This window comes from Nocardia sp. CWNU-33 (assembly GCF_046764895.1).
Lineage (GTDB): Bacteria > Actinomycetota > Actinomycetes > Mycobacteriales > Mycobacteriaceae > Nocardia.
This window is the reverse complement of the sequence record NZ_JBKOQN010000004.1, coordinates 236320-259266: the sequence shown is the minus strand read 5'-3', so window position 1 is coordinate 259266 and position 22947 is coordinate 236320. Positions and strand designations below refer to the sequence as shown.

The 22947-nt window shown below is 66.3% G+C and carries 21 protein-coding genes; 11 read left to right on the top strand and 10 right to left on the bottom strand.

Annotation, left to right across the window (positions count from 1 at the left end; all coding sequences use genetic code 11):
- Positions 1-459 precede the first annotated feature (459 nt).
- Positions 460-1884 carry a class II fumarate hydratase gene (locus ACLMAL_RS07090; RefSeq protein ID WP_328405880.1) on the top strand — a complete coding sequence of 475 codons (1425 nt, stop codon included), beginning with the start codon at positions 460-462 and terminating at the stop codon, positions 1882-1884.
- Positions 1885-1972: 88 nt separating this feature from the next.
- On the opposite strand, the gene ACLMAL_RS07085 is transcribed toward ACLMAL_RS07090, so the two are convergent.
- The 3 genes from ACLMAL_RS07085 to ACLMAL_RS07075 form a co-directional block, all read right to left on the bottom strand.
- Positions 1973-2842 carry an acyl-ACP desaturase gene (locus ACLMAL_RS07085; RefSeq protein WP_328405882.1) on the bottom strand — a complete coding sequence of 290 codons (870 nt, stop codon included), beginning with the start codon at positions 2840-2842 and terminating at the stop codon, positions 1973-1975.
- A 109-nt stretch (positions 2843-2951) separates the two neighbouring features.
- A complete protein-coding gene (locus tag ACLMAL_RS07080; RefSeq protein ID WP_328405884.1) occupies positions 2952-3488 on the bottom strand; it encodes an esterase in 537 nt (178 codons plus the stop codon).
- A gap of 216 nt (positions 3489-3704) precedes the next feature.
- Complete coding sequence (locus tag ACLMAL_RS07075) at positions 3705-5117, bottom strand: PhoH family protein (RefSeq protein ID WP_411998339.1); 1413 nt, start codon at positions 5115-5117, stop codon at positions 3705-3707.
- 293 nt (positions 5118-5410) lie between these two features.
- Between ACLMAL_RS07075 and ACLMAL_RS07070 the strand changes: the two genes are divergently transcribed.
- A complete protein-coding gene (locus ACLMAL_RS07070) occupies positions 5411-5683 on the top strand; it encodes a hypothetical protein (RefSeq protein ID WP_328405888.1) in 273 nt (90 codons plus the stop codon).
- A gap of 8 nt (positions 5684-5691) precedes the next feature.
- On the opposite strand, the gene ACLMAL_RS07065 is transcribed toward ACLMAL_RS07070, so the two are convergent.
- Both ACLMAL_RS07065 and ACLMAL_RS07060 read right to left on the bottom strand, forming a co-directional pair.
- Positions 5692-6114, bottom strand: coding sequence for a limonene-1,2-epoxide hydrolase family protein (locus ACLMAL_RS07065; protein WP_411998338.1), 423 nt, complete (start codon positions 6112-6114; stop codon positions 5692-5694).
- A 38-nt stretch (positions 6115-6152) separates the two neighbouring features.
- A complete protein-coding gene (locus ACLMAL_RS07060) occupies positions 6153-6890 on the bottom strand; it encodes a TetR/AcrR family transcriptional regulator (protein ID WP_411998337.1) in 738 nt (245 codons plus the stop codon).
- 107 nt (positions 6891-6997) lie between these two features.
- Here ACLMAL_RS07060 and ACLMAL_RS07055 point away from each other — a divergent pair, with 107 nt between their 5' ends.
- The 4 genes from ACLMAL_RS07055 to ACLMAL_RS07040 all read left to right on the top strand — a co-directional run bounded on the left by ACLMAL_RS07055 (position 6998) and on the right by ACLMAL_RS07040 (position 11160).
- The gene (locus ACLMAL_RS07055) at positions 6998-8194 is read left to right on the top strand and encodes an FAD-dependent monooxygenase (RefSeq protein ID WP_411998336.1); all 1197 of its coding nucleotides are present in this window, start codon (positions 6998-7000) and stop codon (positions 8192-8194) included.
- Between the two features lie 134 nt (positions 8195-8328).
- The gene (locus tag ACLMAL_RS07050; protein ID WP_411998335.1) at positions 8329-9600 is read left to right on the top strand and encodes a hypothetical protein; all 1272 of its coding nucleotides are present in this window, start codon (positions 8329-8331) and stop codon (positions 9598-9600) included.
- Positions 9600-10337, top strand: coding sequence for an ESX secretion-associated protein EspG (locus tag ACLMAL_RS07045; RefSeq protein ID WP_411998334.1), 738 nt, complete (start codon positions 9600-9602; stop codon positions 10335-10337). The genes ACLMAL_RS07050 and ACLMAL_RS07045 overlap by 1 nt, the downstream gene beginning before the upstream one ends.
- A gap of 118 nt (positions 10338-10455) precedes the next feature.
- Complete coding sequence (locus tag ACLMAL_RS07040; RefSeq protein WP_411998333.1) at positions 10456-11160, top strand: HNH endonuclease family protein; 705 nt, start codon at positions 10456-10458, stop codon at positions 11158-11160.
- A gap of 168 nt (positions 11161-11328) precedes the next feature.
- Here the strand turns inward: ACLMAL_RS07040 and glyA are convergent, their stop codons facing one another.
- Both glyA and ACLMAL_RS07030 read right to left on the bottom strand, forming a co-directional pair.
- Positions 11329-12624 (bottom strand): serine hydroxymethyltransferase, encoded by a 1296-nt coding sequence (gene glyA, locus ACLMAL_RS07035; RefSeq protein ID WP_411998332.1) that lies wholly within the window; start codon positions 12622-12624, stop codon positions 11329-11331.
- 139 nt (positions 12625-12763) lie between these two features.
- Positions 12764-13330, bottom strand: coding sequence for a TetR/AcrR family transcriptional regulator (locus ACLMAL_RS07030; protein ID WP_411998331.1), 567 nt, complete (start codon positions 13328-13330; stop codon positions 12764-12766).
- 91 nt (positions 13331-13421) lie between these two features.
- Here ACLMAL_RS07030 and ACLMAL_RS07025 point away from each other — a divergent pair, with 91 nt between their 5' ends.
- Positions 13422-13886, top strand: coding sequence for a PaaI family thioesterase (locus ACLMAL_RS07025; RefSeq protein ID WP_411998330.1), 465 nt, complete (start codon positions 13422-13424; stop codon positions 13884-13886).
- Positions 13887-14197: 311 nt separating this feature from the next.
- Here the strand turns inward: ACLMAL_RS07025 and ACLMAL_RS07020 are convergent, their stop codons facing one another.
- Positions 14198-15394, bottom strand: coding sequence for a DUF885 domain-containing protein (locus ACLMAL_RS07020; protein ID WP_411998329.1), 1197 nt, complete (start codon positions 15392-15394; stop codon positions 14198-14200).
- Positions 15395-15575: 181 nt separating this feature from the next.
- Here ACLMAL_RS07020 and coaA point away from each other — a divergent pair, with 181 nt between their 5' ends.
- Entirely contained in the window at positions 15576-16508 is a 933-nt protein-coding gene (gene coaA / locus ACLMAL_RS07015) for a type I pantothenate kinase (protein ID WP_328405911.1), read from the top strand.
- A gap of 24 nt (positions 16509-16532) precedes the next feature.
- Here the strand turns inward: coaA and ACLMAL_RS07010 are convergent, their stop codons facing one another.
- Together ACLMAL_RS07010 and ACLMAL_RS07005 are read right to left on the bottom strand one after the other, a co-directional pair.
- Positions 16533-17162: a hypothetical protein gene (locus ACLMAL_RS07010; RefSeq protein WP_411998328.1), complete on the bottom strand. Its 630-nt coding sequence runs from the start codon at positions 17160-17162 to the stop codon at positions 16533-16535.
- 61 nt (positions 17163-17223) lie between these two features.
- Positions 17224-18003 (bottom strand): isoprenyl transferase, encoded by a 780-nt coding sequence (locus ACLMAL_RS07005; RefSeq protein ID WP_328405915.1) that lies wholly within the window; start codon positions 18001-18003, stop codon positions 17224-17226.
- Positions 18004-18187: 184 nt separating this feature from the next.
- Between ACLMAL_RS07005 and trhA the strand changes: the two genes are divergently transcribed.
- The 3 genes from trhA to ACLMAL_RS06990 all read left to right on the top strand — a co-directional run bounded on the left by trhA (position 18188) and on the right by ACLMAL_RS06990 (position 22946).
- Entirely contained in the window at positions 18188-18838 is a 651-nt protein-coding gene (gene trhA, locus ACLMAL_RS07000) for a PAQR family membrane homeostasis protein TrhA (protein ID WP_411998442.1), read from the top strand.
- A gap of 98 nt (positions 18839-18936) precedes the next feature.
- A complete protein-coding gene (locus tag ACLMAL_RS06995; protein WP_411998327.1) occupies positions 18937-21180 on the top strand; it encodes an MMPL family transporter in 2244 nt (747 codons plus the stop codon).
- Complete coding sequence (locus ACLMAL_RS06990) at positions 21177-22946, top strand: adenylate/guanylate cyclase domain-containing protein (protein ID WP_411998326.1); 1770 nt, start codon at positions 21177-21179, stop codon at positions 22944-22946. The genes ACLMAL_RS06995 and ACLMAL_RS06990 overlap by 4 nt, the downstream gene beginning before the upstream one ends.
- Position 22947: the final 1 nt, after the last annotated feature.

Sequence of the window (22947 nt, the reverse complement as noted above, 5' to 3'; positions counted from 1 at the left end):
TCGCAAACTCAGCCACAACGCCCCCACTCGGCACGATGACACCTTTCCGAGCGCAGCAAGTCCCAGCGCCAGCGTTCGCGGCCCGTCCCACCTCCAGAACAACCGACGCGCATCAACCAAAGTCGCAAACTCAGCCACAACGCCCCCACTCGGCACGATGACACCTTTCCGAGCGCAGCAAGTCCCAGCGCCAGCGTTCGCGGCCCGTCCCACCTCCAGAACAACCAACGCGCATCGACCAAAGTCGCAAGCCCAGCTATCAACGCCCCCACTCGGCACGATGACGCCTTTCGAGCGCAGCGAGATCGAGCACTAGAGTTCGCGGCCCGGCTCGCGTCCGAGCGGCCGAAGCGCATGCGCCGCAGGCGCGAGTCTCGGCCGCTCGGACGCGAGCCTAAGGGGGCCGCGAACACGCAACGCCGAAGGCGCTGCAAATCAAACACAGCTAGGGTCGATTTTATGACGACCGAGGAGACGCAATACCGCATCGAACATGACACGATGGGCGAGGTCCGAGTACCCGTGCATGCGTTGTGGCGGGCGCAGACCCAACGGGCCGTGGAGAACTTTCCGATCAGCGGACGCGGCCTGGAGCGTGCGCAGATTCGCGCGCTCGGCCTGTTGAAGGCAGCGTGCGCCGAGGTGAACCGCGATCTGGGTCTGCTCGATGCCACCAAGGCCGACGCGATCATCGCCGCGGCCGTGGAGATCGCCGAGGGCAAGCATGACGACCAGTTCCCGATCGATGTCTTCCAGACCGGTTCCGGCACCAGCTCGAATATGAACGCCAATGAGGTGATCGCCTCGATCGCCAAGGCCAACGGCGTCATCGTGCACCCCAACGACGACGTGAACATGTCCCAGTCGTCCAACGACACCTTCCCCACCGCAACGCATCTGGCCGCCACCGAGGGCGCCATCAAAGATCTGATCCCGGCGCTGGATCATTTGCGGCTTGCGCTGCTGGACAAGTCGACCGAATGGCGCACGGTGGTGAAGTCCGGGCGCACCCATCTGATGGACGCGGTACCGGTCACCCTCGGCCAGGAATTCGGCGGCTACACCCGCCAGGTCGCGGCGGGTATCGAGCGCATCATGGCGGTGCTGCCGCGCTTGGGTGAGCTGCCCATCGGCGGCACCGCGGTCGGCACCGGCCTGAATGCACCGGACGGTTTCGGCACGAAAGTCGTTGCGGAACTGGTGCGCTCGACCGGCCTCGATGCACTGTCGGAGGCCGAGGATCACTTCGAGGCGCAGGCCGCGCGCGATGGCCTTGTCGAGGCTTCCGGCGCGCTGCGCACTGTCGCGGTCAGTCTCACCAAGATCGCCAACGATATCCGCTGGATGGGTTCCGGCCCGCTCACCGGCCTCGGTGAACTGCAGCTGCCCGATCTGCAGCCCGGCAGCTCGATCATGCCGGGCAAGGTGAATCCGGTACTGCCCGAGGCGGTTACGCAGGTCGCCGCGCAGGTGATCGGCAACGATGCGACCGTCGCGTTCTCCGGCGCGAGCGGTGCGTTCGAACTGAACGTCTACATCCCGGTGATGGCACGCAATCTGCTGGAGTCGATCCGCTTGCTCGCCAATGTCTCCCGGCTGTTCGCCGACAAATGCATCCGTGGCCTGGTCGCGAACGAGGACCACCTGCGCACCCTGGCCGAATCGTCCCCGTCCATCGTGACGCCGCTGAATTCGGCGATCGGCTACGAAGAGGCGGCTGCCGTCGCGAAAGAGGCGCTGAAACAGCGTAAGACGATTCGGCAGACGGTCATCGACCGTGGCCTCATCGACGAAAAGCTGACAGAGCAAGAACTCGACCGCCGACTCGACGTGTTGTCGATGGCGAAGGTGAAGGACGGACAGCAAGCGTCCGCCAGCGAATAGCCCCTCAGCGCCACAAAAAAACCGGCCGGTGCACGTGTCCGTGCACCGGCCGGCGGCAATTCATTCGCGTTATCCGCGACAGCCCGAATCAGGCAAGCGACTCGGCACGCAGATGCGCGAGCTCGGCACGAGCCTTTTCGCCTTCGTCACCGAGATCGGTCCGTTCGAACACGTTCCACCGGGCCAGCAGCGGAGCGAAAACCAGCTCGCCCTCCTTGGCCCGGTCGTAGATGCCCGCGTCGGCCAGCAGGTCGTCGCTGCTGCGCCCGTCGGGCAGCGTCACCGTCGGCACGTGGAAGCTCGCCACACTGTCGGCGATGGCACGCATCGTCTGATCGGGCGCGATGTCGAAGGCGGCAGCGATCAGGTTGGCGAAAAGGACAGACTGCAACTCGTCGTCGGCCGCAATGCGCTCGGCCATGAGGGTGACCATCTTGTTCTCGCGGAGGGCCGCGGTGTTGCGATGCCGGATCGCGGCGGCCGATTCCTCGAACGCGCAGGTGGCAAGCACGTCGAGCAGGTGCAGCGCAGGACGGCGGAAGCCCTTGGTCATGTGGTCCATCCGCAACCGCTCCAACTCGATCGGATCGACCGAGCGGGTGACCATGAGGTAGTTGCGGATCATGATCTCGTGGCGGTTTTCCTCGGCCGTCCACCGGCCGACCCAGCGCCACCACGAACCGGTGCGCAGGTACTTGCCGATCTCACGGTGGTACGAGGGCAGGTTGTCGGCGATCAGCACGCTGACGGTCAACGCCAGCTTGGCGGTCTCGCTGAGCTCTGATTGCTCCGGCTCCCAATCGATGCCGCCGAGGAAGCCGAAGTTCCGGCCATCGTCCCACGGCACGTAGTCGTGCGGCTGCCAGCCGTCTGCGGCTTCGATATGACGACGCAGATTCAGTTCCACCTCGTCCGCAAGCGCTTGCAGAAGCTCGCGGTCGGTCAAGAGATTTTGCACTCACACAACCTAGCTGCTGGGCCCGCGGTGCGGGCATCGACAATGAGAAACAGGGGATGGAGACCGGCGTCCGGCAACGTGCGCGCACGGCCCCGGACGCCGCGGCCGATCAGGCCTTGGGCGTGACTGTAGTCTTGCCGTCCACCCACGTGATCGTGCCCCCGCTGAAATCGCTCTCCTTGCCGCCCTCGATGTCCTGCTCGTCGCTGGTCGGGTAGCCGAGCTTGCCGTTGGCGCCGCCGTTGTCTTCCCACGCCTTGCGAATCTCGCCCCACACGATGTGCGAGCCGGTGTCCTTGCTCCAGAAGATGGTGCCGCCGGTGAAGTCCTGGTACTTACCGTCGTTGGGCGCAGTCTCCAGTGCCTCCAGCGGGGCACCGAGCGGACCGGTCGGACCACCTGTCGCGGTGTACTTTTCGAGGATCTCACCGGCAACGGCGATGTCGCCACCCTGCGTAGCGATCTTGGTTTCATCCGCGGCGCCCGCGGTGTGCTCCTCCATGTGCTCCATGGGCATCGAGGTGGTCGTCTCCGAAGCGGGCTTCGAGTCTTTGTCGTCATCCTTGCTGCAGCCCGCGGCAAGCAGCAATGCGCCTGCCGCGAGCACCGCGGTGAGTCCAGCCGTTCGTCGAGCGAAGTGGTGCATTTCCATCCTCTCGAAAGTGGCTACCGGCGACACCGCAGACGCGGTGACGTCGGCCGTAGCCTAGGCCGCTGTCCGGCAACGACCCGGCGAATCGATGACCGACTCGCCGGGTCGTTGCTGAACACGTATCGCGGCGGATACTACCCATTCGATTGTGAGGTGAAACACACCCTGAATAGTTGCTGACTACTCAGGCGCCGCACGGGGTTTGCCGGGCTATGCGCTCGGGCCGTACTCCTCCAGCATCTCGGTCACCAGCGCGGCGATCGGCGACCGCTCGCTACGGGTGAGGGTGATGTGCGCGAAAAGCGGGTGCCCCTTGAGCTTTTCGATCACCGCGGCGACACCGTCGTGCCTGCCGACGCGCAGGTTGTCGCGCTGTGCCACATCGTGGGTGAGCACCACCCGTGATCCCGTGCCCAGTCGGCTGAGCACGGTGAGCAGCACATTGCGTTCCAGCGATTGCGCCTCGTCCACGATCACGAACGAATCGTGCAGCGAACGACCGCGAATGTGGGTGAGCGGCAATACCTCCAGCATGTCGCGGCTGAGCACCTCCTCCATCACCTCGCGACTCGCCAACCCGTCGAGGGTGTCGAAGACGGCCTGTGCCCACGGGCCCATCTTCTCGCTCTCGGAGCCGGGCAGGTAGCCGAGGTCCTGTCCACCCACGGCATACAGCGGCCGGAACACCACCACCTTGCGCTGGGCGCGGCGCTCGAGCACCGCCTCCAAACCCGCGGTGAGCGCCAGCGCCGACTTGCCGGTGCCCGCTCGGCCACCGAGCGAGATGATGCCGATGCTCTCGTCGAGCAGCAGATCGAGGGCGATGCGCTGCTCGGCCGAGCGGCCATGCAATCCGAACGCCTCGCGCTCGCGCACCAACTGCACTCGTTTGTCGGGCGTCACCCGGCCGAGCGCGCTGGAGCTGGAGCCGAGCAGCCGAATTCCGGTGTGGCACGGCAGTTCCTTGGCATCATCCAGATCGATCACACTCTCGGAGTACAGCCGGTCGATCTGAGCGGAGTTGACATCTAGCTCTACCGTCCCGGACCAGCCGGAGGTGACCACGTCCTGGGCGTGGTACTCATCGGCCTGCAATCCCACCGCACTCGCCTTGACGCGCAATGGAATGTCCTTGGAGACCAGCACCACGGCGCGGCCCTCCGCCGCGAGATTGAGGGCACAGGCCAGGATTCGGGAATCATTGGTGTCGGTGCGGAACCCGACCGGAAGTACCGCTGGGTCGGTGTGGTTCAGTTCCACCTGCAGCGTTCCACCCTCGGTGCCGATCGGCACCTGCTGATCCAGCCTGCCGTGCTGCAGGCGTAGATCGTCCAGGTTGCGCAGGGCTTCCCGCGCGAACCAGCCCAGTTCGTGATGGTGTCGTTTGCCTTCGAGCTCGCTGATGACAACCAGCGGTAGGACGACATCGTGCTCGCCGAACCTGGTGAAAGCCCAGGGATCCGACAGCAACACCGAAGTGTCGATCACAAAGGTCCTGGCACCGGAACTGTGGGAATGCATGGGGCGGGCCCCCTTGGTGTCCGAAGAGACAGCGGCGGAATCCTTATTTTTCGCGGAGCGGGAATGCGCCGAGGGAGCGGGAACGGAGCGTGCAGCAGTCACGGTGGGCTCCTTTGTGTCCGCGCGGCACCCGCACAGACGATCTCGCTGGACCGGTCCGTCCTGATGGGATCCGACGTGAGTCAGATGCCACGAGGGCCGGGTGCCGGCCCCCTCGTACTGAATAGCTCAGTCACGGTCAGGACCTCCCGTGCGAGTCACACCGACGCGACCCGCACCACCGACGCTACCGCCGACCGAGATTCCTCGCTCCCGGACTGGTAGGCGTGTCCGTGAATTTGTCGTTAACCCGAGCTCACGGGAACATCCGGCGCCCAGGGGTTAGAGTCGCAGACATGGCCGGTTACGAGGATCTGGAGAAGCTGTCGTCCAAGGAGTTGCACGACAGGGCGATAAAACTGGCGGTGCGCCACGGAGACGTGAAGTACCTGTGGCGATTGCTCACCTCGATCCCCGCTGCCGAGGCTGCGGCGGGCAACCTCGGCCAGAGCGCGGCCGACATCAAGTACGTCGTCCCGATGATCGATGACTACGTCCACGCGGGCGACGGCGAAGTCGCCGAGGTGTTGCGCCCGTTCTACCTGGAGTACCTCATCGAGCACTCCTAGTTCCCGGCTCAGCCGCGCGGGAACACCGCGCGCCACAGCCCGACAGCGGTGCCGCGCAGGAAGTTCTCCCAGCTGAAGTGGTCGTCCCACAGGATGATCCGGCCCTCGCGCAGTTCGAAGGTGCCCGCGACCCAGAACGCCACGTGCACCGGACCGAACCGCAGGATGTCGGTGCGGTCGGTGAGCACCACGTTGTCGTCCTCGGCCGCAATGTGATGCATCTCGACGGCGAAGCCGAACTGGTCCCGGTGCAGACCGCGCAGGATGCGCCGGGCCAGACCGCCGCCGACATCGGGCAGCGTGGAGTTCTTCCAGACGAGGTCGGGGTGCAGAAGCTCCAGCGCCTCCTCCACCGCGCCCATTTCCAGCGCGGCGAAGAATTCGCGCACGGTGATGATCGCGTCTTCTGTCAATTCGGTCTGATCGGACATGTTCCGACTGTATGCCGCGCGGGTCGGCTCCGGGCGGATCAGCGCCGGTCTGCGATGAAGACGGCGAGTCCGTCCAGGATGCGGTCGATGCCGAAGTTCAGCGCATTGTCACGGCCGGCCCCTGGTTCGGAGGCACCGACGACAGCTTGCTCGGCGAAGGCCGCGACTGTCTCGGGGTAACGATCGCCCGCGGCGGCCATGACCTCCCCGAGCTCGCGCATCAGCTGTTGTTCCAGTCCCTCTTTACCCACCGTCATCGATTGCTGCGCGAGGCTGCGGACGTGACCGTTCAGCAGCACCATGATGTCGAGGCGTTCGGCTCCGGTCAGGCCGGTGCCCGCCAACACCTGCAGCGCGGCCTCCATCCACAACAACTCGTTGGGCCCGAACGGACGCACTCCCACGGAGAGTTCGAGCGACCACGGGTGCGCGTTGTACTTCTCGAAGATCGTCTCCGCCCACCGGCGCAGGCCGATGCGCCAGCGCTGCTCGACCGAATCCGCTTGGATCGCTGCCATATCCGGCGGTGTGCCGAGGGCCGCGTCGAGCATCAGCGCGGTGAGCTCGGCCTTGCCCGGCACGTAGCGATACAGCGACATCTTGGTGTAGCCGAGGCGCTCGGCCAGACGCTGCATGGACAGGTTTGCCAGGCCTTCGGCATCAGCGAGGGCGATAGCCTCGGCGACGATCCCATTCAGTGACAGCGAGGGCTTCGGTCCACGCTTTGGTCGCTGCTGGGTTCCCCATAGCAGCTCGACAGCGGTAGGTGATGGCATCACCACATCCTTCCGGAGATACGGCTTGACCCGGAACTGTGTCTACCATACTCTCATTCGTGTCCGATGGAAACAGATTCCATGGGACGCGGAATATAGGAGTTTTTATGCGAAACAAGACCGTCCTCATCTCCGGCGCCAGCGTTGCCGGTCCCGCCCTCGCCTACTGGCTGAACCGCTACGGATTCGCCGTCACCGTGGTCGAGCGGGCACCTACGCTGCGGACCGGTGGTCAGGCCATCGACTTCAAGGGCGAGACGCACCGCATCGTGCTCGAGCGGATGGGGATCTGGGACGATATCCAGCAGCAGCGCACCGGCACGACCGACATGGTGTTCGTCGACGAAGCAGGCAAAGAACTCGGCGTCATGTCCGGCGACTTCACCGGCGGCGACGTGGAAATCCTGCGCGGTGACCTCGCGGCGATCATGTACAAGAAGACCGCCGACGAATGCGAGTACCTCTTCGGTGACTCGATCAGCACACTCACCGACACCACCGACGGTGTGTTCGTCGAGTTCGAGCGCGGCCCGGCGCGCACCTTCGACCTGGTGTTCGGCGCCGACGGAATCCATTCGCGGGTACGGAAATTGGCCTTCGGACCGGAAAAGGACTTCGTCAAGCACCTGGGCCACTACTACTGCGTCGCGGGTGCGAGCCCGTGGAGCCTCGACGCCGACGGGCCGCGCGACCGCGCGACCGCGTATGCGCACAACACACCGGGCAGGCTCGCGGTCAGCGGCGGCTCGAAAGCGCAGCAGCTCTACATGTTCGCCGCCGAGGAACTCGACTACGACCGCAACAGCACCGCGGACCAGCAGCGGGTCATCAAGCAGACCTATGCCGACATCGGCTGGGAACTGCCGCGCATGCTCACCGAAATCGACGCGTTCGAGGACGTCTTTCTCGATTCGATCAGCAAGGTGGACATGAAGAAGGCCGGTTACACCAAGGGACGGGTCGCGCTGGTCGGCGACTCGGCCTACGGAAACACCCTGGGCGGCTTCGGAACCGGACTCGCGATCGTCGGCGCCTATGTCATCGCAGGCGAACTCGCCGTCACCGACGATCACACCACCGCCTTCGCCAACTACGACGAGATCATGCGCCGCTACACCAAGCTCGCGGGCAACAGCAATGCGGGTGCGTTCCTCGCGCCGAAGACCGCGCGCGGCATCAAGATGCGCAATTGGTTCATGAACTCGCGGATGTTCACGCTCATGATGAAGTACAGCGACAGCGCGGCGAACAACATCGACCTGCGGGACTACCCGGCTCTGGTCACCCAGTCCGTTGCGAACTGAACCGGTCCGACGGTGCGAATCCGCCGCGGCGTGGCTAGCACCGGAGGGCAGGGGTGTGTTTCGATGGAACCGGGGCAGGGTCGGGCGCGTCTATAGGGTCAAGACGGCACTGACGGAAGGGCGGAGGGCCGGTCATGAGACCAACCGACGGCCGCGCGATCACCAATCCCGAGAACGCGCAGAACTTTTCGCACGCAGAGATCAAAAAGGCGTCGGTTCAGATGAACCCGGCCGGGCTCGACGGCGCCCTCGAAGCCTGGTCGGCCATCGCCGCGGCGGTGACCAAGGCCGGGGAACAATTCGAGGCGGCCATTCAGCAAGCGGCCGACCAGGATTGGGAGGGTGCCGCCGCGGACAGCGCCGTGCGTGGCATCCGGCAGTTCACCGCGCGGATGAGTGAGCTCGGGCAGGCGCTGGATCAGCAGTCCCAGCCGCTCTCGGCGGCGGCAGGCGCGGCAGCGCGGTTCAAGGCCGCAGTGCCCGAGGTGATCGAAAGTTCCGGAACCACAACCGATCCTGCGGCCCGGAACACCGCCGAAGAGCAGGCCCGCGACGATATGAACACGCTGTACATCCAACCGTATGGGAATACTGCCCCGGACATTCCGACGCTGCCACCGCCGGTGCGACCCGCCGGTGTGAATCCAGGTGGTATCGGCGGTGTGGACGCCGGCGCGCAACCCGGCAGTCCGAACGGCACCGGATCGGGCAAACCCGGCACGCAGAGCGGGACCGAGCACGACAATCCGACCGGCCACGACGAGCCCGCCGCGCCGGACAAACCCACGGACAAGCCGGCAGCTGGAGACCAACCCACAGATCACGACGCACCGGCAGAGCAGGACACACCGGGCGAGCAGGACACACCGGCCTTGCAGTCCGAATCGGAACAGCAAAGGAATCCGGAAGCAGAGACTCCGCGGCAAGTCTCGCCCGCATCGAGCGGGCAGAACGGCGCGCCCACCATTCCAGCAGGCACCACACCCACCTCTACGAGACCGGCCATGCCCTCGACACTCGGCCCTGCCTCGTATCCGGCAACGGTCCCGACCGCGTACACGCCGGTCGCGCCGGTCGCGCTCGACGGCATCCCGAGCCGGCCGACGACACCGAGCTCGCCCACCGCGGCACCGGTCTACAGCGGCGAACCTCGACCAGGCACGTCGGTCCCCGGCCAGCCGGGCCCGACGGCGGGAACGCCGGGGACACAGCCTGTCGCCGGCCCCGCCGGTCGTCCCGGTGCCACAGTCGGAGCAGGCTATTCGAACATGGTCCCGCCGCGCACCCGGGCACGAGGGACCGACGGCGAGCACGACTCGCCCAGCTACCTGCGCTCGGAGGAGCACGCCGCGGAACTTCTCGGCCCGGTCGAGCGGACCGTCCCGCCGGTGCTCGGGGCCGAGTGATGGCGCAATGGTTGCTCACGGCCGAGCAGTTCGCGGCCGCGTGGTTCGGAACCGGCATGGACCGTTTACCTTTTCCGTTCCGGTTCACCAGCCGCTTCCCCGGCCGCAACGAGTATCAGGCGTATCAGCAGCAGTTCCGCGCGGAACTGGCGCACGAGGACCACATCCACCTCCGGCGTGCGCTCGGTGTGCTGGCCCGACCCGATTGGCGCATCGAACTATTCGGCATCGACAATGCCCGCGAGTCGGCGGAGATTCGGGCCATTGGGTGCGCGACCCGCGGCGGCCCCGGCGTCATCGCCGTGCAGGCGCCCGGCCCCGACGGTGGCAAGGTGCGCTTGCGCCGCTGCCGCGTCGACCAGCTCGCTACCGAACTGGTTCGGCTACTGCCGGACCCGCCTGCGGGTACCGCGGCCGAAAAGAGCTACCTGCTCGACGATCTCAACGACGACCGTCCGGACCCGTTCGCCAATGCGCCCTCGCGCGCGGTCAAGGAACGCTACCGGCGCTTCTGGCGTCTGCCCTACGACACCAGAGGTTCTGCCGTTGTGTTGCTCGGCGCACGCAACGGCGCGCCGATCCGGACCGGCAAGCTGCGCTGGATCGATACGACGGAGGGCCGCTACTGCGAGATTCCCGCCAACCGTGCCCTCATGATCCGGCCGGCAACCAGCACGGATATCACCCGCTACCTGGACGAGTCCATCATTCGCGGCAAAGCGCGGCTAGACGGTTAGGGACCTGCGACGCCCTGCGCACCCTGGTGTCCGTACGTTTGCCGGGGATTATCCTGCCCGCATAGCGACTCGGCGGCCGCCAGGCCGGAGCAGGCCGCGACGGTTCCTGCGCAGCGCCGTGGCCACGCTGGCGCTGCTGTTGTGCGTGGCCGCTGCCGCTGCCGCGCTCTGGATCACCCATCGCGACTCGACACGGTCGGCGGTGGGTTCGCCGAGTCCTCGGCCCTCCTCAGCAGCGTCGTTCCCGCCCGGTCCCGGATCCGCGCGGGCACTGCTGAACAGCCTGACCGTGGGGCGCAACGAGCATTGGGAGAGCTACGCCCGCAACGCATTCGGTCCCGGTTGGGCAGGCCACGGCGGCGAACCGGTGCAGTCGGACGGATGCACCGCACGGGATGCGGTGCTGCGCCGAGACCTGCACGAGGTGCGGATGGCCGATCGCGATCGGTGCATGGTGTTGTCCGGCAGGTTGGACGATCCCTACACCGGTACACCATTGCCCTACAACCGCTTCAAGGCCTCCGACCTCGAGATCGACCATGTTGTCCCACTCGGTGACGCGTGGCGTTCGGGAGCATGGGATTGGCCCACGGATCGGCGCGAGCGCCTCGCCAATGACATCGACAACCTGGTTGTGGTGCAGAAACAGGCCAATCGCGACAAGGGCAGCAAGAGTCCGGACCGGTGGCGGCCGCCCCGCCACGAGTACTGGTGCGAGTACGCCAGACGCTGGGTCGGTGTTAAGGCCCGCTACGGCCTGCACGTCACCCCGCCCGAACGCGACGCGCTCGGCGAGATGCTGGACAGCTGCCCGGCGCAGTGAACGGCCACGAGCCCGGCATCGTCGAACTCGCCGGCCGCACGCTGCGTCCGCTGGTGCGGTAGCACAGCAACTTCCGTTCCGGCACAGGTCATCTCGTCGGTGCATCCATGAAAAACGTCCCCGCACACCTCGAATGGTGTGCGGAGACGTTGGTCGGAGCGGGTCGGCTCAGCCGAGCAGGTTCCAGTCCTCCAGGCCCTGGTACAGCGGGAGGTCGCGGGCCAGCTTGACGACGCGGGCGCGCAGCGATTCCGTGTCGGAGCCGCCGGCGAGCGCGGTGGCGATGATGTCGGCGACCTCGGTGAACTCGGCATCGCCGAAGCCACGGGTGGCCAGGGCGGCGGTGCCGATGCGCAGACCAGAGGTGACCATCGGCGGGCGCGGATCGAACGGAACAGCGTTGCGGTTCACCGTGATTCCGATTTCGTGCAGCAGATCCTCGCCCTGCTGGCCGTCGAGTTCGGAGTTGCGCAGGTCGACCAGCACCAGGTGCACGTCGGTACCGCCGGTGAGGACGCTGATGCCCTTGTCCTTGACGTCGGCGCCGCCGAGGCGCTCGGCGAGGATCTTCGCGCCGGACAGGGTGCGCTCCTGGCGGTCCTTGAACTCGGCGCCGCCCGCGATCTTGAAGGCTACGGCCTTCGCGGCGATCACGTGCATGAGCGGGCCGCCCTGCTGGCCGGGGAACACCGCGCTGTTGAGCTTCTTCGCGTACTCCTGCTTGGCCAGGATCAGGCCCGAGCGCGGACCGCCGAGGGTCTTGTGCACGGTGGAGGACACCACATCGGCATACGGCACGGGCGAGGGGTGCAGACCCGCGGCGACCAGACCGGCGAAGTGCGCCATGTCCACCCACAGGTAGGCCCCGACCTCGTCGGCGATCTCACGGAAGGCGGCGAAATCCTGGTGGCGCGGGTAGGCCGACCAGCCTGCCACGATGACCTTCGGCCGCGCGGCGAGCGCGGTCTTGCGCAGCTCGTCCATATCGATGCGGTGGTCTTCCTTGCTGACCCCGTAGGAGTGCACCTCATACAGCTTGCCGGAGAAGTTCAGCCGCATGCCGTGGGTGAGGTGTCCGCCGTGCGCGAGGTCGAGGCCGAGCAGCTTGTCGCCCGGATCCATCAGCGCCATCAGCACCGCCGCGTTCGCCTGCGCGCCGGAATGCGGCTGCACATTGGCGAATTCGGCGCCGAAGAGCTCCTTGGCGCGATCGCGGGCGAGGGTCTCGACCACGTCGACGTGCTCGCAGCCACCGTAGTAGCGACGGCCCGGGTAGCCCTCGGCGTACTTGTTGGTGAGCACGCTGCCCTGTGCCTGCAGCACGGCGCGCGGCACGAAGTTCTCGGAGGCGATCATCTCGAGGGTGTCGCGTTCGCGGGCGAGTTCGCCTGCCATCGCGGCAGCAAGCTCCGGATCGAGCTCACCGAGAGACTGAGTATTGACAGAGGCGGTCGTCTGCGTCACCGCATCAGTCTATTGGCCCCCGTATACGCCCACCGCCAGGGGGTTCGCTCAGGCCGAAACATCGCCGAGCAGCACACCGCTGTGCGTCCGTCTCGACATTCGCGACAGCCATGTGTCACTCGCCGAGCCGTGTCTCGAGTCAGGCCGGAGTTGTGGCGGATAGGAGGGCCACGAGATGTTCCTGTGCCTCGTCGAGGGGCGTGGTGGATTTGCGGGCGCGGGATTGGACGATCGCGCCTTCGATCGCGCTGACGACGAAGCTCGCCAGTGATGCGGCTCGGGCCGGGGGTATGCCGCTGCCGGTGAAGGCGGTGGCGAGGTGGTCGGCCCAGTCGCCGAGTGCCGCACCTGCGGCGGCTTGCACGCGGGGCTCGGATTCGGCGAGCGCGGCGCCGACGATGGGACAGCCCGCGGTGAACGCGCTCTGTTCGAGGGTCTGCTTCCACCAGCCGACCAGTGCGGCGAGCCACTGTTCGGGCGGGCCTGCGGCGGTGACCTTATCGATGACGGAGGTCATACGGTCACCGGCGATCTTGGTCGCGGTCTCGACCAGTTCGCTCTTTCCGGCGGGAAAGTGCTGGTAGAGCGAGTTGCGTGAGGCATTGCTGCGGTCGAGCAGCGCGGCGAGCCCGGCGGCGTGCACGCCCTGTTCGCGGACCAGCTCGATGGCGCTCTCGATCAGCCGGGCGCGCGGGCCTGCGGTCATCGGTGTCCTCCTCACAGTTGCGTGAACCGATCGGTTCATGTTCCAATCATGACAGATGTGGACCGATCGGTTCATCGAAAGGATGGAACCCATGAGTTCGGAAACCACGGCCGCCCCGGAGATAGATTTCACCGAGCTGTCGGGGCTGGAGCTGCTGCGGACGGCAATGACGATGGCGGGCCGGCCGCGGTTCATCGGCGATCTGCTCGGCATGGAGGTCGACCTGCTCGAACACGGCAAGGTGGTCTTCGGCCTCGAGACCCGACCGGATTTCGCCAACCCGCTCGGCACCACGCACGGCGGCATCTGCGCGACGCTGCTGGATTCGGTGATGGGCTGCGCCGTGCACACCACGCTGGACCCCGGGGTCGGCTACACGACGCTCGAATTGAAGGTCAACTACATCCGCTCGGTCCCGACCGACGGCAGGCGACTCACCGCGACTGGCACCACCATCCACGTCGGCCGCACCACCGCCACCGCCGAGGGCCGCGTCGTCGACGACAAGGGCCGCCTCGTCGCACATGCCACCACCACCTGCGTCATCTTCCACTGACCCCCACCCGCCCGAGGCCACGAGCGGCACGAGCGTAGTGAAATGGCGGCTCCCGCCCCCGAACCAACCACCATTCGACTACCCTCGCCACCGAAAATGCTTGGAACGCAACCACAGCCAGTCCACACGGCTTCCAGCGTGCGGACTGGCTGTAGTTGCGTTCTCGGACCTTCTTGGTCCCGGCATCCGATCGATCACTGCCCGATCTCGACGCAGCCGCACCCCGTGCGGTCCGCTCACCCTTGTGGCAACCGGGCACCCGTGTGGTGAGTGTCCGGTTGCGTCGTGGGGAGGATGTGCGGATTATCGGGTCACATCGCGCGCACCGCGCCGGGGGTGAGCGGTTCGTCGAGGAGACGGCGGAAGCGTTCGACTCGGTCATCGGAGGTCGATGCGCGATCGAGCCAGCCGCCCAATAGGCGATAGCCCTCCACATAGGTGCTGATGTAGGCCCGCCACAGCGGTGAGGACAGGAACCGCAGCGACTGGCGGGCACGCTCGGGGGTGATCAGGTTCCAGCGCTGCAGAAACTGCGCGACCTCGTCTGCGTCGTGGTGCCGGTCGTGCAGCAGCAGCGCGGCGTCTTGTCGCACGCCGAGCAACTTGCTCGACGCGGTCGCCAGGCGTTCGGCGCGCTCACCATCGAAGCGCAGGCCGAGATCGGCGTATATCTCCTGCGCCCATTTCCCCCAGCCAGGTCCGACGATCGCACCGAGCGCGAGATCGGCGAGACCTTCCGCCATAAGGCACTGCGGCGTGTTCACCAGGAACAGCGTCTGCTCGGCCTGGCCTGCCGCAACCAGGCCGGCCTCCTTGCGGCAGTGCTCGGTGTGATGGCCCGGGTAGGACTCGTGCGCGATGAGGTGCGGCAGGTTCGCCATGTGCTGTTTGAGATCGGAGTTGATCGCCACCGTCGACTGGTAGTTGCCCAGGTAATAGTTGAACCCGGACCAGGGCTTGTCGCCGACCACCTCATAGGTGACGTGCTCGTTGTCGGGCAGCGGATAACGCGCACGCACGAGTTCACGCAATGCGCCGGAGAACTCTTCGACACAGGCGCGTAGCCGTTCCGGCGGAATCTCGTCGGCCTTACGATGGGCGGCGACCCGCTCGGCCAGCGATCCTTCGCCGGCCAGCACCTCGTCCATCTGCCGGTGCGCGTCACGGTAGGCCGCCTCGTCGTCGGGCGCGATGTCGACATCGAAGTAGGCACGCACCTCCTCGACGAATCCGATCTCGTCGCCGGCGAACTTGCGACCGGAACATTCCAGCGCGCGTAGGTGCACGTCGAGGAACTCGGTCCGCTCCGGCGCGAGTCCCGCGGCGGGCAGTTCGGCGCGCAGCGCTGCGGCCCGGCGAGCCAGCGCACGCGGTTCCGGTGCGGGTGCGTTCTCGACCTCGCGACGCAGCGCCGGATCACCGGTATAGGCGTCGACGAAACCTTCCTCCAACCGGTCGAAGGCCAAACCGAGTCGCAGGTACTCCGTCACGAGCGGATGCGCTTCCATGCCGCCCGACATTAGCCGCTGTCAGCACCGGTATCGACCCGGTTACCATCGGGTAGTGGCACCCCGCTTTTCGCACGCTGTTGACGCAGAGCAGAATTCGGCTATGCGGCCAGAGCTAGACCGAATCTCACAGCGGCGCCACGTTATGTGTGCGTGTTTGCCTAACAGGAGCGTCGGGTAAGTGGCACGAATGAGCGAGCCGAGTCCGTATGTGGAATTCGACCGGAAACAGTGGCGCACGCTGCGGAAGTCGACTCCACTCGTGCTCACCGAGGAAGAACTGATCGGGCTTCGCGGCCTCGGCGAACAGATCGACCTCGAAGAGGTCGCCGAGGTCTATCTGCCGCTCGCTCGACTGATCCACCTGCAGGTTGCCGCACGTCAGCGGCTTTTCGCCGCGACGGCGACCTTCCTCGGCGAGAAGCATCCCGACCAGCAGGTACCCTTTGTCATCGGCGTCGCGGGCAGTGTCGCGGTCGGCAAATCCACCACGGCACGCGTGTTGCAAGCGTTGCTCGCCCGCTGGGATCACCACCCGCGTGTGGATTTGGTCACAACCGACGGATTCCTCTACCCCACAGCCGAACTGACCCGGCGCGGCATCATGCATCGCAAGGGTTTTCCGGAAAGCTACGACCGCCGTAAACTTCTGCGCTTCGTCACCGAGGTGAAATCCGGCGCACCGGAAGTGTGCGCACCGGTGTATTCGCATATCTCCTACGACATCATCCCCGATAAATTGCACTGCGTGCGGCAGCCGGACATTCTCATTGTGGAAGGCCTCAACGTCCTGCAAACAGGTCCGCGACTGATGGTCTCGGACCTGTTCGACTTCTCGATCTATGTCGACGCCCGCATCGAGGACATCGAGAAGTGGTATGTGCAAAGGTTTCTCACGCTCCGGGAAACCGCATTCGCCGACCCGAACGCACACTTCCACCACTACTCCGGATTCACCGACGAGCAGGCGACCACCACCGCACAGGAGATCTGGAATTCCACCAACCGCCCCAACCTGGTCGACAACATCTTGCCGACCCGCCCCCGGGCCACCCTGGTGCTGCGCAAGGATGCCGACCACACCATCAACCGGCTGCGCCTGCGCAAGCTGTAACCCGATCGGTGTACCAGCCGGTCGCTAGAGTTTCCAGGCCGCGTCGAGCCGGGCGGCGACGTCGATATCGCAGGCAGCGATGATGTGCGGTTTGCGAATCTCCTTGGCGATGTAGCGGGCGACGAAACGACGAATCTCGTGGTCGACGCTGGCGAGGATGCGCAAGAGCTGGCCGCGCTTGGTGGCGGTGGCGACGTTGATGCGGACGTCGCTCGGACGCGGCTCGGCGATGTCGATGATCACCCGAAGCGGCTGCGCTGTGCGTGCGGTCAGGTGCAGGTGGATATAGCCCTCGACCTGGAAGCGATGCCGGTCGACTGCCAGGTCGATGAGCATGTCGACGCTCAGCGGGATGCTCAGCTCGAAGGAGATGTACTCGTCGACGCCGCGACGCACCCGCGGCTGTCCGAGCTGGACCTGGGCACTGGCCTTGACAAGGTGACCGGGCCCGACTCCGATCGGGCCGAAATCGAATGCCGCACCGGCCAATTGACCGAAGGCGCCGACGATGCGTGCTTCGGAGGCGGCGTATTCCAGGAAGCGCCTGCCGAATTCCTCGTAACTGACGTAGGACACCGGATCACGGTGCTGCCCTGCCGTCTCGTCGAGCGCGAATTCGCGTGGCCCGCCCGGCCCATCGTCGTACGCACTCATAAGACCGCACGGTACGCGAGAAGCGGCGAGGCGGAACCCGATTCACGCCGCGATCGAGTGCTCAGACCCCGAAGCGGCGATGCCTGGCGGCGAAATCGCGCAGTGCGCGCAGGAAATCCACCCGCCGAAACTCCGGCCAGTACGCCTCGGTGAACCATATTTCCGAGTATGCGCTCTGCCATAGGAGAAACCCGGAAAGTCGCTGCTCACCGGAGGTCCGGATGACCAGATCGGGATCCGGTTGGCCGGAGGTGTACAGGTGCTGGCCGATGGCGTTGACGGTGATCGACTGCACCAGATCCTCGCCGGTCTCGCCCGCCGCCATCTCCTGACGGACCAGCTTACGGACCGCGTCGGCGATCTCCTGCCTACCGCCGTATCCGACGGCCACGTTCACATGCACCCCGTCTCGACCGCTGGTGCGTTCGGCAGCGGTGCGCAGCCGCTTGGCGATCAGCTCGGGGAATCCGTCGAGCGAGCCGACGATGCGCACGCTCCAGTTCTGTTCCGGATCCGATAGTTCCTCGACGACATCGGTGATCACCTCGAAGAGGGTCTCCAGTTCGTCGGGATCGCGCTGTAGGTTCTCGGTCGAGAGCAGGTAGACGGTGACCATCTCGATGCCCTCGGCGGCACACCAGCCGACCAGTTCGGCGATCTTCAGCGCACCGACTCGATGCCCGTGGCTGACATCGGTGAAACCGTTCTCCCGCGCCCAGCGCCGATTACCATCGCACATCACCGCGACATGCCGGGGATGTTGTTTGCCGGCCAGCTGCTTGGACAGCCGCGCCTCGTAGATGCGGTATGGCAAACCACGCACCCGACTCGGAAACTCCACGGCGACCTACAGTACGCCTCACCGGCAGGATCCCGGCAGCGACCGCGAATCCCGTACAGTAACGGAGAGCCATAACTTACGGTCCCGTAGGTTACTGGACGGTACAAACTGGAGGTAACTGGTGTCCGAATCGGTCGCCGCCGACGCGGCATCCAGCACGACCCCGGGCACGGCAGGCGAATCCTTGGCGGCGGCGCTCGGCAAGCCGCGGCTGCGCGGCTGGATCCACACCTGGGCCGTCGGCATCGCGGCAATCGCGGTCATCGCCCTGGTCGCCACGGCCGCGACCATCTCGGCGACGGCAGGCTGGTCGACACTGGTCTACGGGCTGACAGTGTGCGGACTGTTCGGGATCAGCGCCGTCTACCACCGGGTGACCTGGCCGACCGCGAAGGCGCGCATCCGGATGAAGCGCGCGGACCACTCGATGATCTTCCTGTTCATCGCCGGCAGCTACACCCCGTTCGCCCTACTCGGACTGCCGGGGCGGACCGGACAGACCCTGCTGCTGGTGGTCTGGATCGGCGCGCTCGCGGGCGTCGCGCTGAAACTGCTGTGGCCGACGGCACCGCGCTGGGTCGGTGTGCCGCTGTATCTGCTGCTCGGCTGGGCCATCGTCCCGGTCGCCGGGCAGCTGAACTCGCAGGTCGGCATCGCGCCGCTGATCCTGTTGTTGATCGGCGGGCTCGTCTACAGCGGCGGTGCGATCCTCTACGCCACCAAATGGCCCAATCCGTGGCCCGCGGTATTCGGCCATCACGAGTTCTTCCACGCCGCGACCGTGCTGGCGGCACTGTGTCACTATGTCGCAATCTGGCTGGTCGTCTTGCGCTGACCGGCCGCAACGGGCGAAGTGAACAATGCGACCGTCCCATTCCCTCGGTTTCGGCAATACAGTCGGATACGAGGGAACTCGATTCGGGGCGGCAGACGATGGCACAACAGACGATCCACAGCGATAAGCCGGCCACGGCTCGGCCACCGGAACAGCGGTTGGCCTATCGCTGGGGCGTGGCCGTGGCGCACTACCGCCGTCCGATCGCGGTGCTCTGGCTGTTGGTCATCGTCGCCTGCGCGATCGCCTACCCGAAACTCGACGGCAGGCTGGAGGCCGCCGAATTCCACGCCGACAATGTGGAATCGACACGGGCCGGCGAGCTGCTCGCCGCGCACTATCCAGATCTCGGCGCCGAAGAGCTTGCGCTGGTGTTCTATTCGGCACAGCGGACGGTGGACGACGCACAGTACCGAGCCCTCATCGAACGAGCGGTCGAGGATGTGGGTGACGTTGCGGGTGTCCGGATCGCTCTCGGTCCATTCCAGGGCGACCAGAAGTCCCAGATCTCCGCGTCCAGGCATGCCGCGCTGGCGATCATCGGGATCGACGGCGATATCCCGACGCGCGCCGCGCTGTCCGCCGAGCTCCAGGAACTAGCGGGCCACCACTCCGGCGACGAGGTCACCGTCGGCCTCGCCGGGTTCTCCCCCGGACTGCGCGATCTGATGGAAATCGAGGTCGCCGATTCCAGCCGGGCCGAAGCGGTCGGTTTGCCGGTCGCGTTCGTGCTCCTGATCGTGGCCCTCGGCACCGTTGTCGCCGCGCTCGTGCCGGTCGCGGTGGCGCTGAGCGGGCTGCTGCTCGCATTCGGCGGACTTTTCCTGATATCGCATGTGATGAGCACCAGTTCCCTGATGCTCGCGGTCGCGACCATGATCGGCACGGGCATCGGATTGGACTATGCGATGTTCGTGGCCAGCCGGTTCCGAGAAGAACTCGCCAAGCAGCCACCCAGCGCCTCGCCGGCGGCCATCGCGCATGCCTGCGGCGTAGCCGTCGCCACCGCGGGCAAGACAATCGTCGCCTCCGGGCTGATCGTGATGATCTCGCTGTGCTCGCTGATGGTGGTACGCGCGCCCGTGTTTCGCGGAATCGCGGTCGGCGTTGTGGTCGCGGTCATCGCGACGCTCACCGTGGCGTTGACGCTGCTGCCCGCGCTGTTGGCGCTGCTGGGTCCGCGGGTGAATCGCGGCGCGCTCCCAGCCCGCTGGCAGCCGCTGGAGACACGGGCGGGCGCGGACGCCGTCGATCCAGCCACCGGCCGGTGGGCTCGCTGGAGCCGGACCGTGATGGCACGACCCGCGCTGTTCGGCATCGCCGCCACGCTGGTTCTGCTGCTGGCCGCGGCACCACTCGCTGGAGTGCGCTACGGCGTCGACATGGGCACCGCGGCCTTGAGCGAGACCGACTCCGGGAAGGCCGGTGCCATCGCCACGGACAATTTCGCGCCAGGATTGCTGGCGCCGATCACGCTCATCGCGACCGGCCCCGACGACACGGCACTGTCCGCCGACGCGGCCGGACAGGTGCAGACCTTCCTGACCGAGCTCGGCCACGACGAGCGCATCGACCGGGTGCTGCCGTTCCAGCGCGATGGGCGAATCTTCGCGACAGTGATCGCCGAGACGCCGTTCGATTCGCCCGAAGCCACCGCGCTGGTCGGGGATATCCGCGCCGATGCCGCGGGGCTGCCGGATTCGCAGGTGGTGGTCGGTGGCGTGACCGCCGAATTCGCCGACATGTCCGACGAGATCACCAGGAAACTGCCGTTGGTGGTCGCACTGGTTCTATGCTGCTCGTTCGTGTTCCTCGTCGCTGCCTTCCGCAGCATCGTGCTGCCGGTGAAGGCGATCGTGATGAATCTGCTGGCCACCGGAGCCGCCCTCGGTATCACCGTCGCGGTGTTCCAATGGGGTATCGGTGAGTCGCTGCTCGGGTTCCAGAGCACCGGGTTCATCCAGGTATTCCTGCCGATCATGGTGTTCGCCATGCTGTTCGGACTGTCTATGGATTACGAGGTGTTCCTGATCCGGCGGATCAAAGAGTTCTGGGAGGACAGTCCGCGCACCGCCGCCGACAACGAGCACGCGGTCGCCGCAGGGCTACAGCACACGGCACGGCCGATCAGCGCAGCCGCCGCGATCATGGTCGTCATCTTCGGCAGCTTCCTCACCGCGAGCGTGCTGGAGCTGAAGCAGATCGGACTGGCGCTGGCCGTCGCTGTCGCCATCGATGCCGCGCTGGTGCGGCTGATCCTGGTGCCCGCGCTGATGAAGCTGTTCGGCACCTGGAACTGGTGGCTGCCGACACCCCTCGGAGAAGGTTCGCGAAACCGGTGATCGCCAAGCTGGTCGTCTGGGCACTGCGGGCCCGCTGGGGTCTGGCTGCGGTCGTCATCACCTGCAACCTCAGTGGTCTCGCCGTTATCGTCACCGAGCTGTGGCTCAGCGGCTTCTTCCACCGGCTCGGCCCCGACACCGTGCGCGCCATGGCGCTGGTGGCTGTCTATCCGGCGGTCGGATTCCTCGCCGGTATCGCACTCGCGATCCGCGACCGGACCTTGTACTTCGGCTGGCTCGACGACGGGCGCAAACCCACACCGGAAGAGGCCCGCCGCCTGCTGCGGCTGCCGATCGCCATCACCACGCGCGCCCTTGCCCTGTGGCTGCCCGGTGTGATCATCTCTGCCGCGGCGTTATCGCGGGTAACCCCGCAGCACGACCTCGCCGTCATGATGGCGATGTTCGTCCTCGGCGGATTCGAATCGGCGGCATTGACCTTCCTGATCGTCGATCGGCTGATCCGACCGACCATTCCGATCGTTACCGCCGTGCTCGGCGCGACAATGCATTGGAGCTCAACGGTATTCGTCCGCGTCGTGCTCACCTGGGCGGTTTCGGGGGCGATGCCGCTGTTGATGCTCATCGTGGTGCTCGCCGACCCGGTGTCCGGTGCGTCCGACCGCATCCGCACCGGCATCTACGTCGCCGCGGTCGGGATCGGCGTCGGCGCGCTCGCCACCGCGACGCTGGCCCGCGCCGTAGCCGCGCCGCTGCGGATGCTGCGCCGGGCGTTGGACCGGATCACCCATGGTGAGCTGGATGTGCGCGTGCCGATCGGCAGCGCGAGCGAGATCGGGCGGCTCGAACATTCGGTCAACGAGCTCGCCACGAATCTGCGCGAACGGATGCGGATGCGAGAGGTGTTCGGCAGGCATGTCGGGACGGAAGTCGCCGAACGGGCCCTGGCCCGTGGCGTCGATCTGACCGGCGATGTGCGCGTGGTTGCGGCACTGTTCGTGGATGTCATCGGCTCCGTGGAACTCTCCACCGGGCTGCCGCCGCAGGAGTTCGTCGCCAAGCTCAACCGGCTGCTCTCGACGGTGGTCGCGGCGACCGAGGCGAACAACGGTCTGGTCAACAAGTTCGAGGGCGATGCGGCACTGTGCATCTTCGGCGCACCGATCGCGTTGCGGGACAACGCAACCCCGGCTCTGCGGGCCGCCCGCCGGATCCGCGACGAAGTGGTCGCCGCCGGTGAACTGGATATCGGGATCGGCGTCGCCCTCGGCCTGGTCTTCGCGGGCGACGTGGGTTCCGATACCCGGCTGGAATACACCGTCATCGGCGACGCGGTCAACGAGGCCGCACGGCTGACGACCGAGGCCAAGGAGGTCCCCCGCCGAATCCTGGTGAGCGGCACAGTGATCGAAGCCGCCGCGGACCACGAGAGGGCCGAATGGACCCTGTACGAATCGATCCGGCTGCGCGGCATGAAGGAACCCACCGCCTGCTGGACCGATATCGACCCCACGGGCAGCACCGGCCAACCCGCCGCCGGCACCGAACACACCGCGGCGACGATCGCCACGGATGGCGCCACACCGGTGAGTGCGGTCACCGAAATCCGCTGCACGGCACCGGAGACCAAGGAAAGCCACGCGGTCGCCGCGGCGCCGGGCGACAGCACGGACCCGACGGCCGATCGCAGTCCGATCTCCGAGATCCGCACGCCGGCAACGGAAGACGAGTCCGACGCGCTCCACGCGCGGGCAGCCGGGTCCGACGCGGTCACCACGAGTCGCACACGGGGCGAAAAGCCCTGAC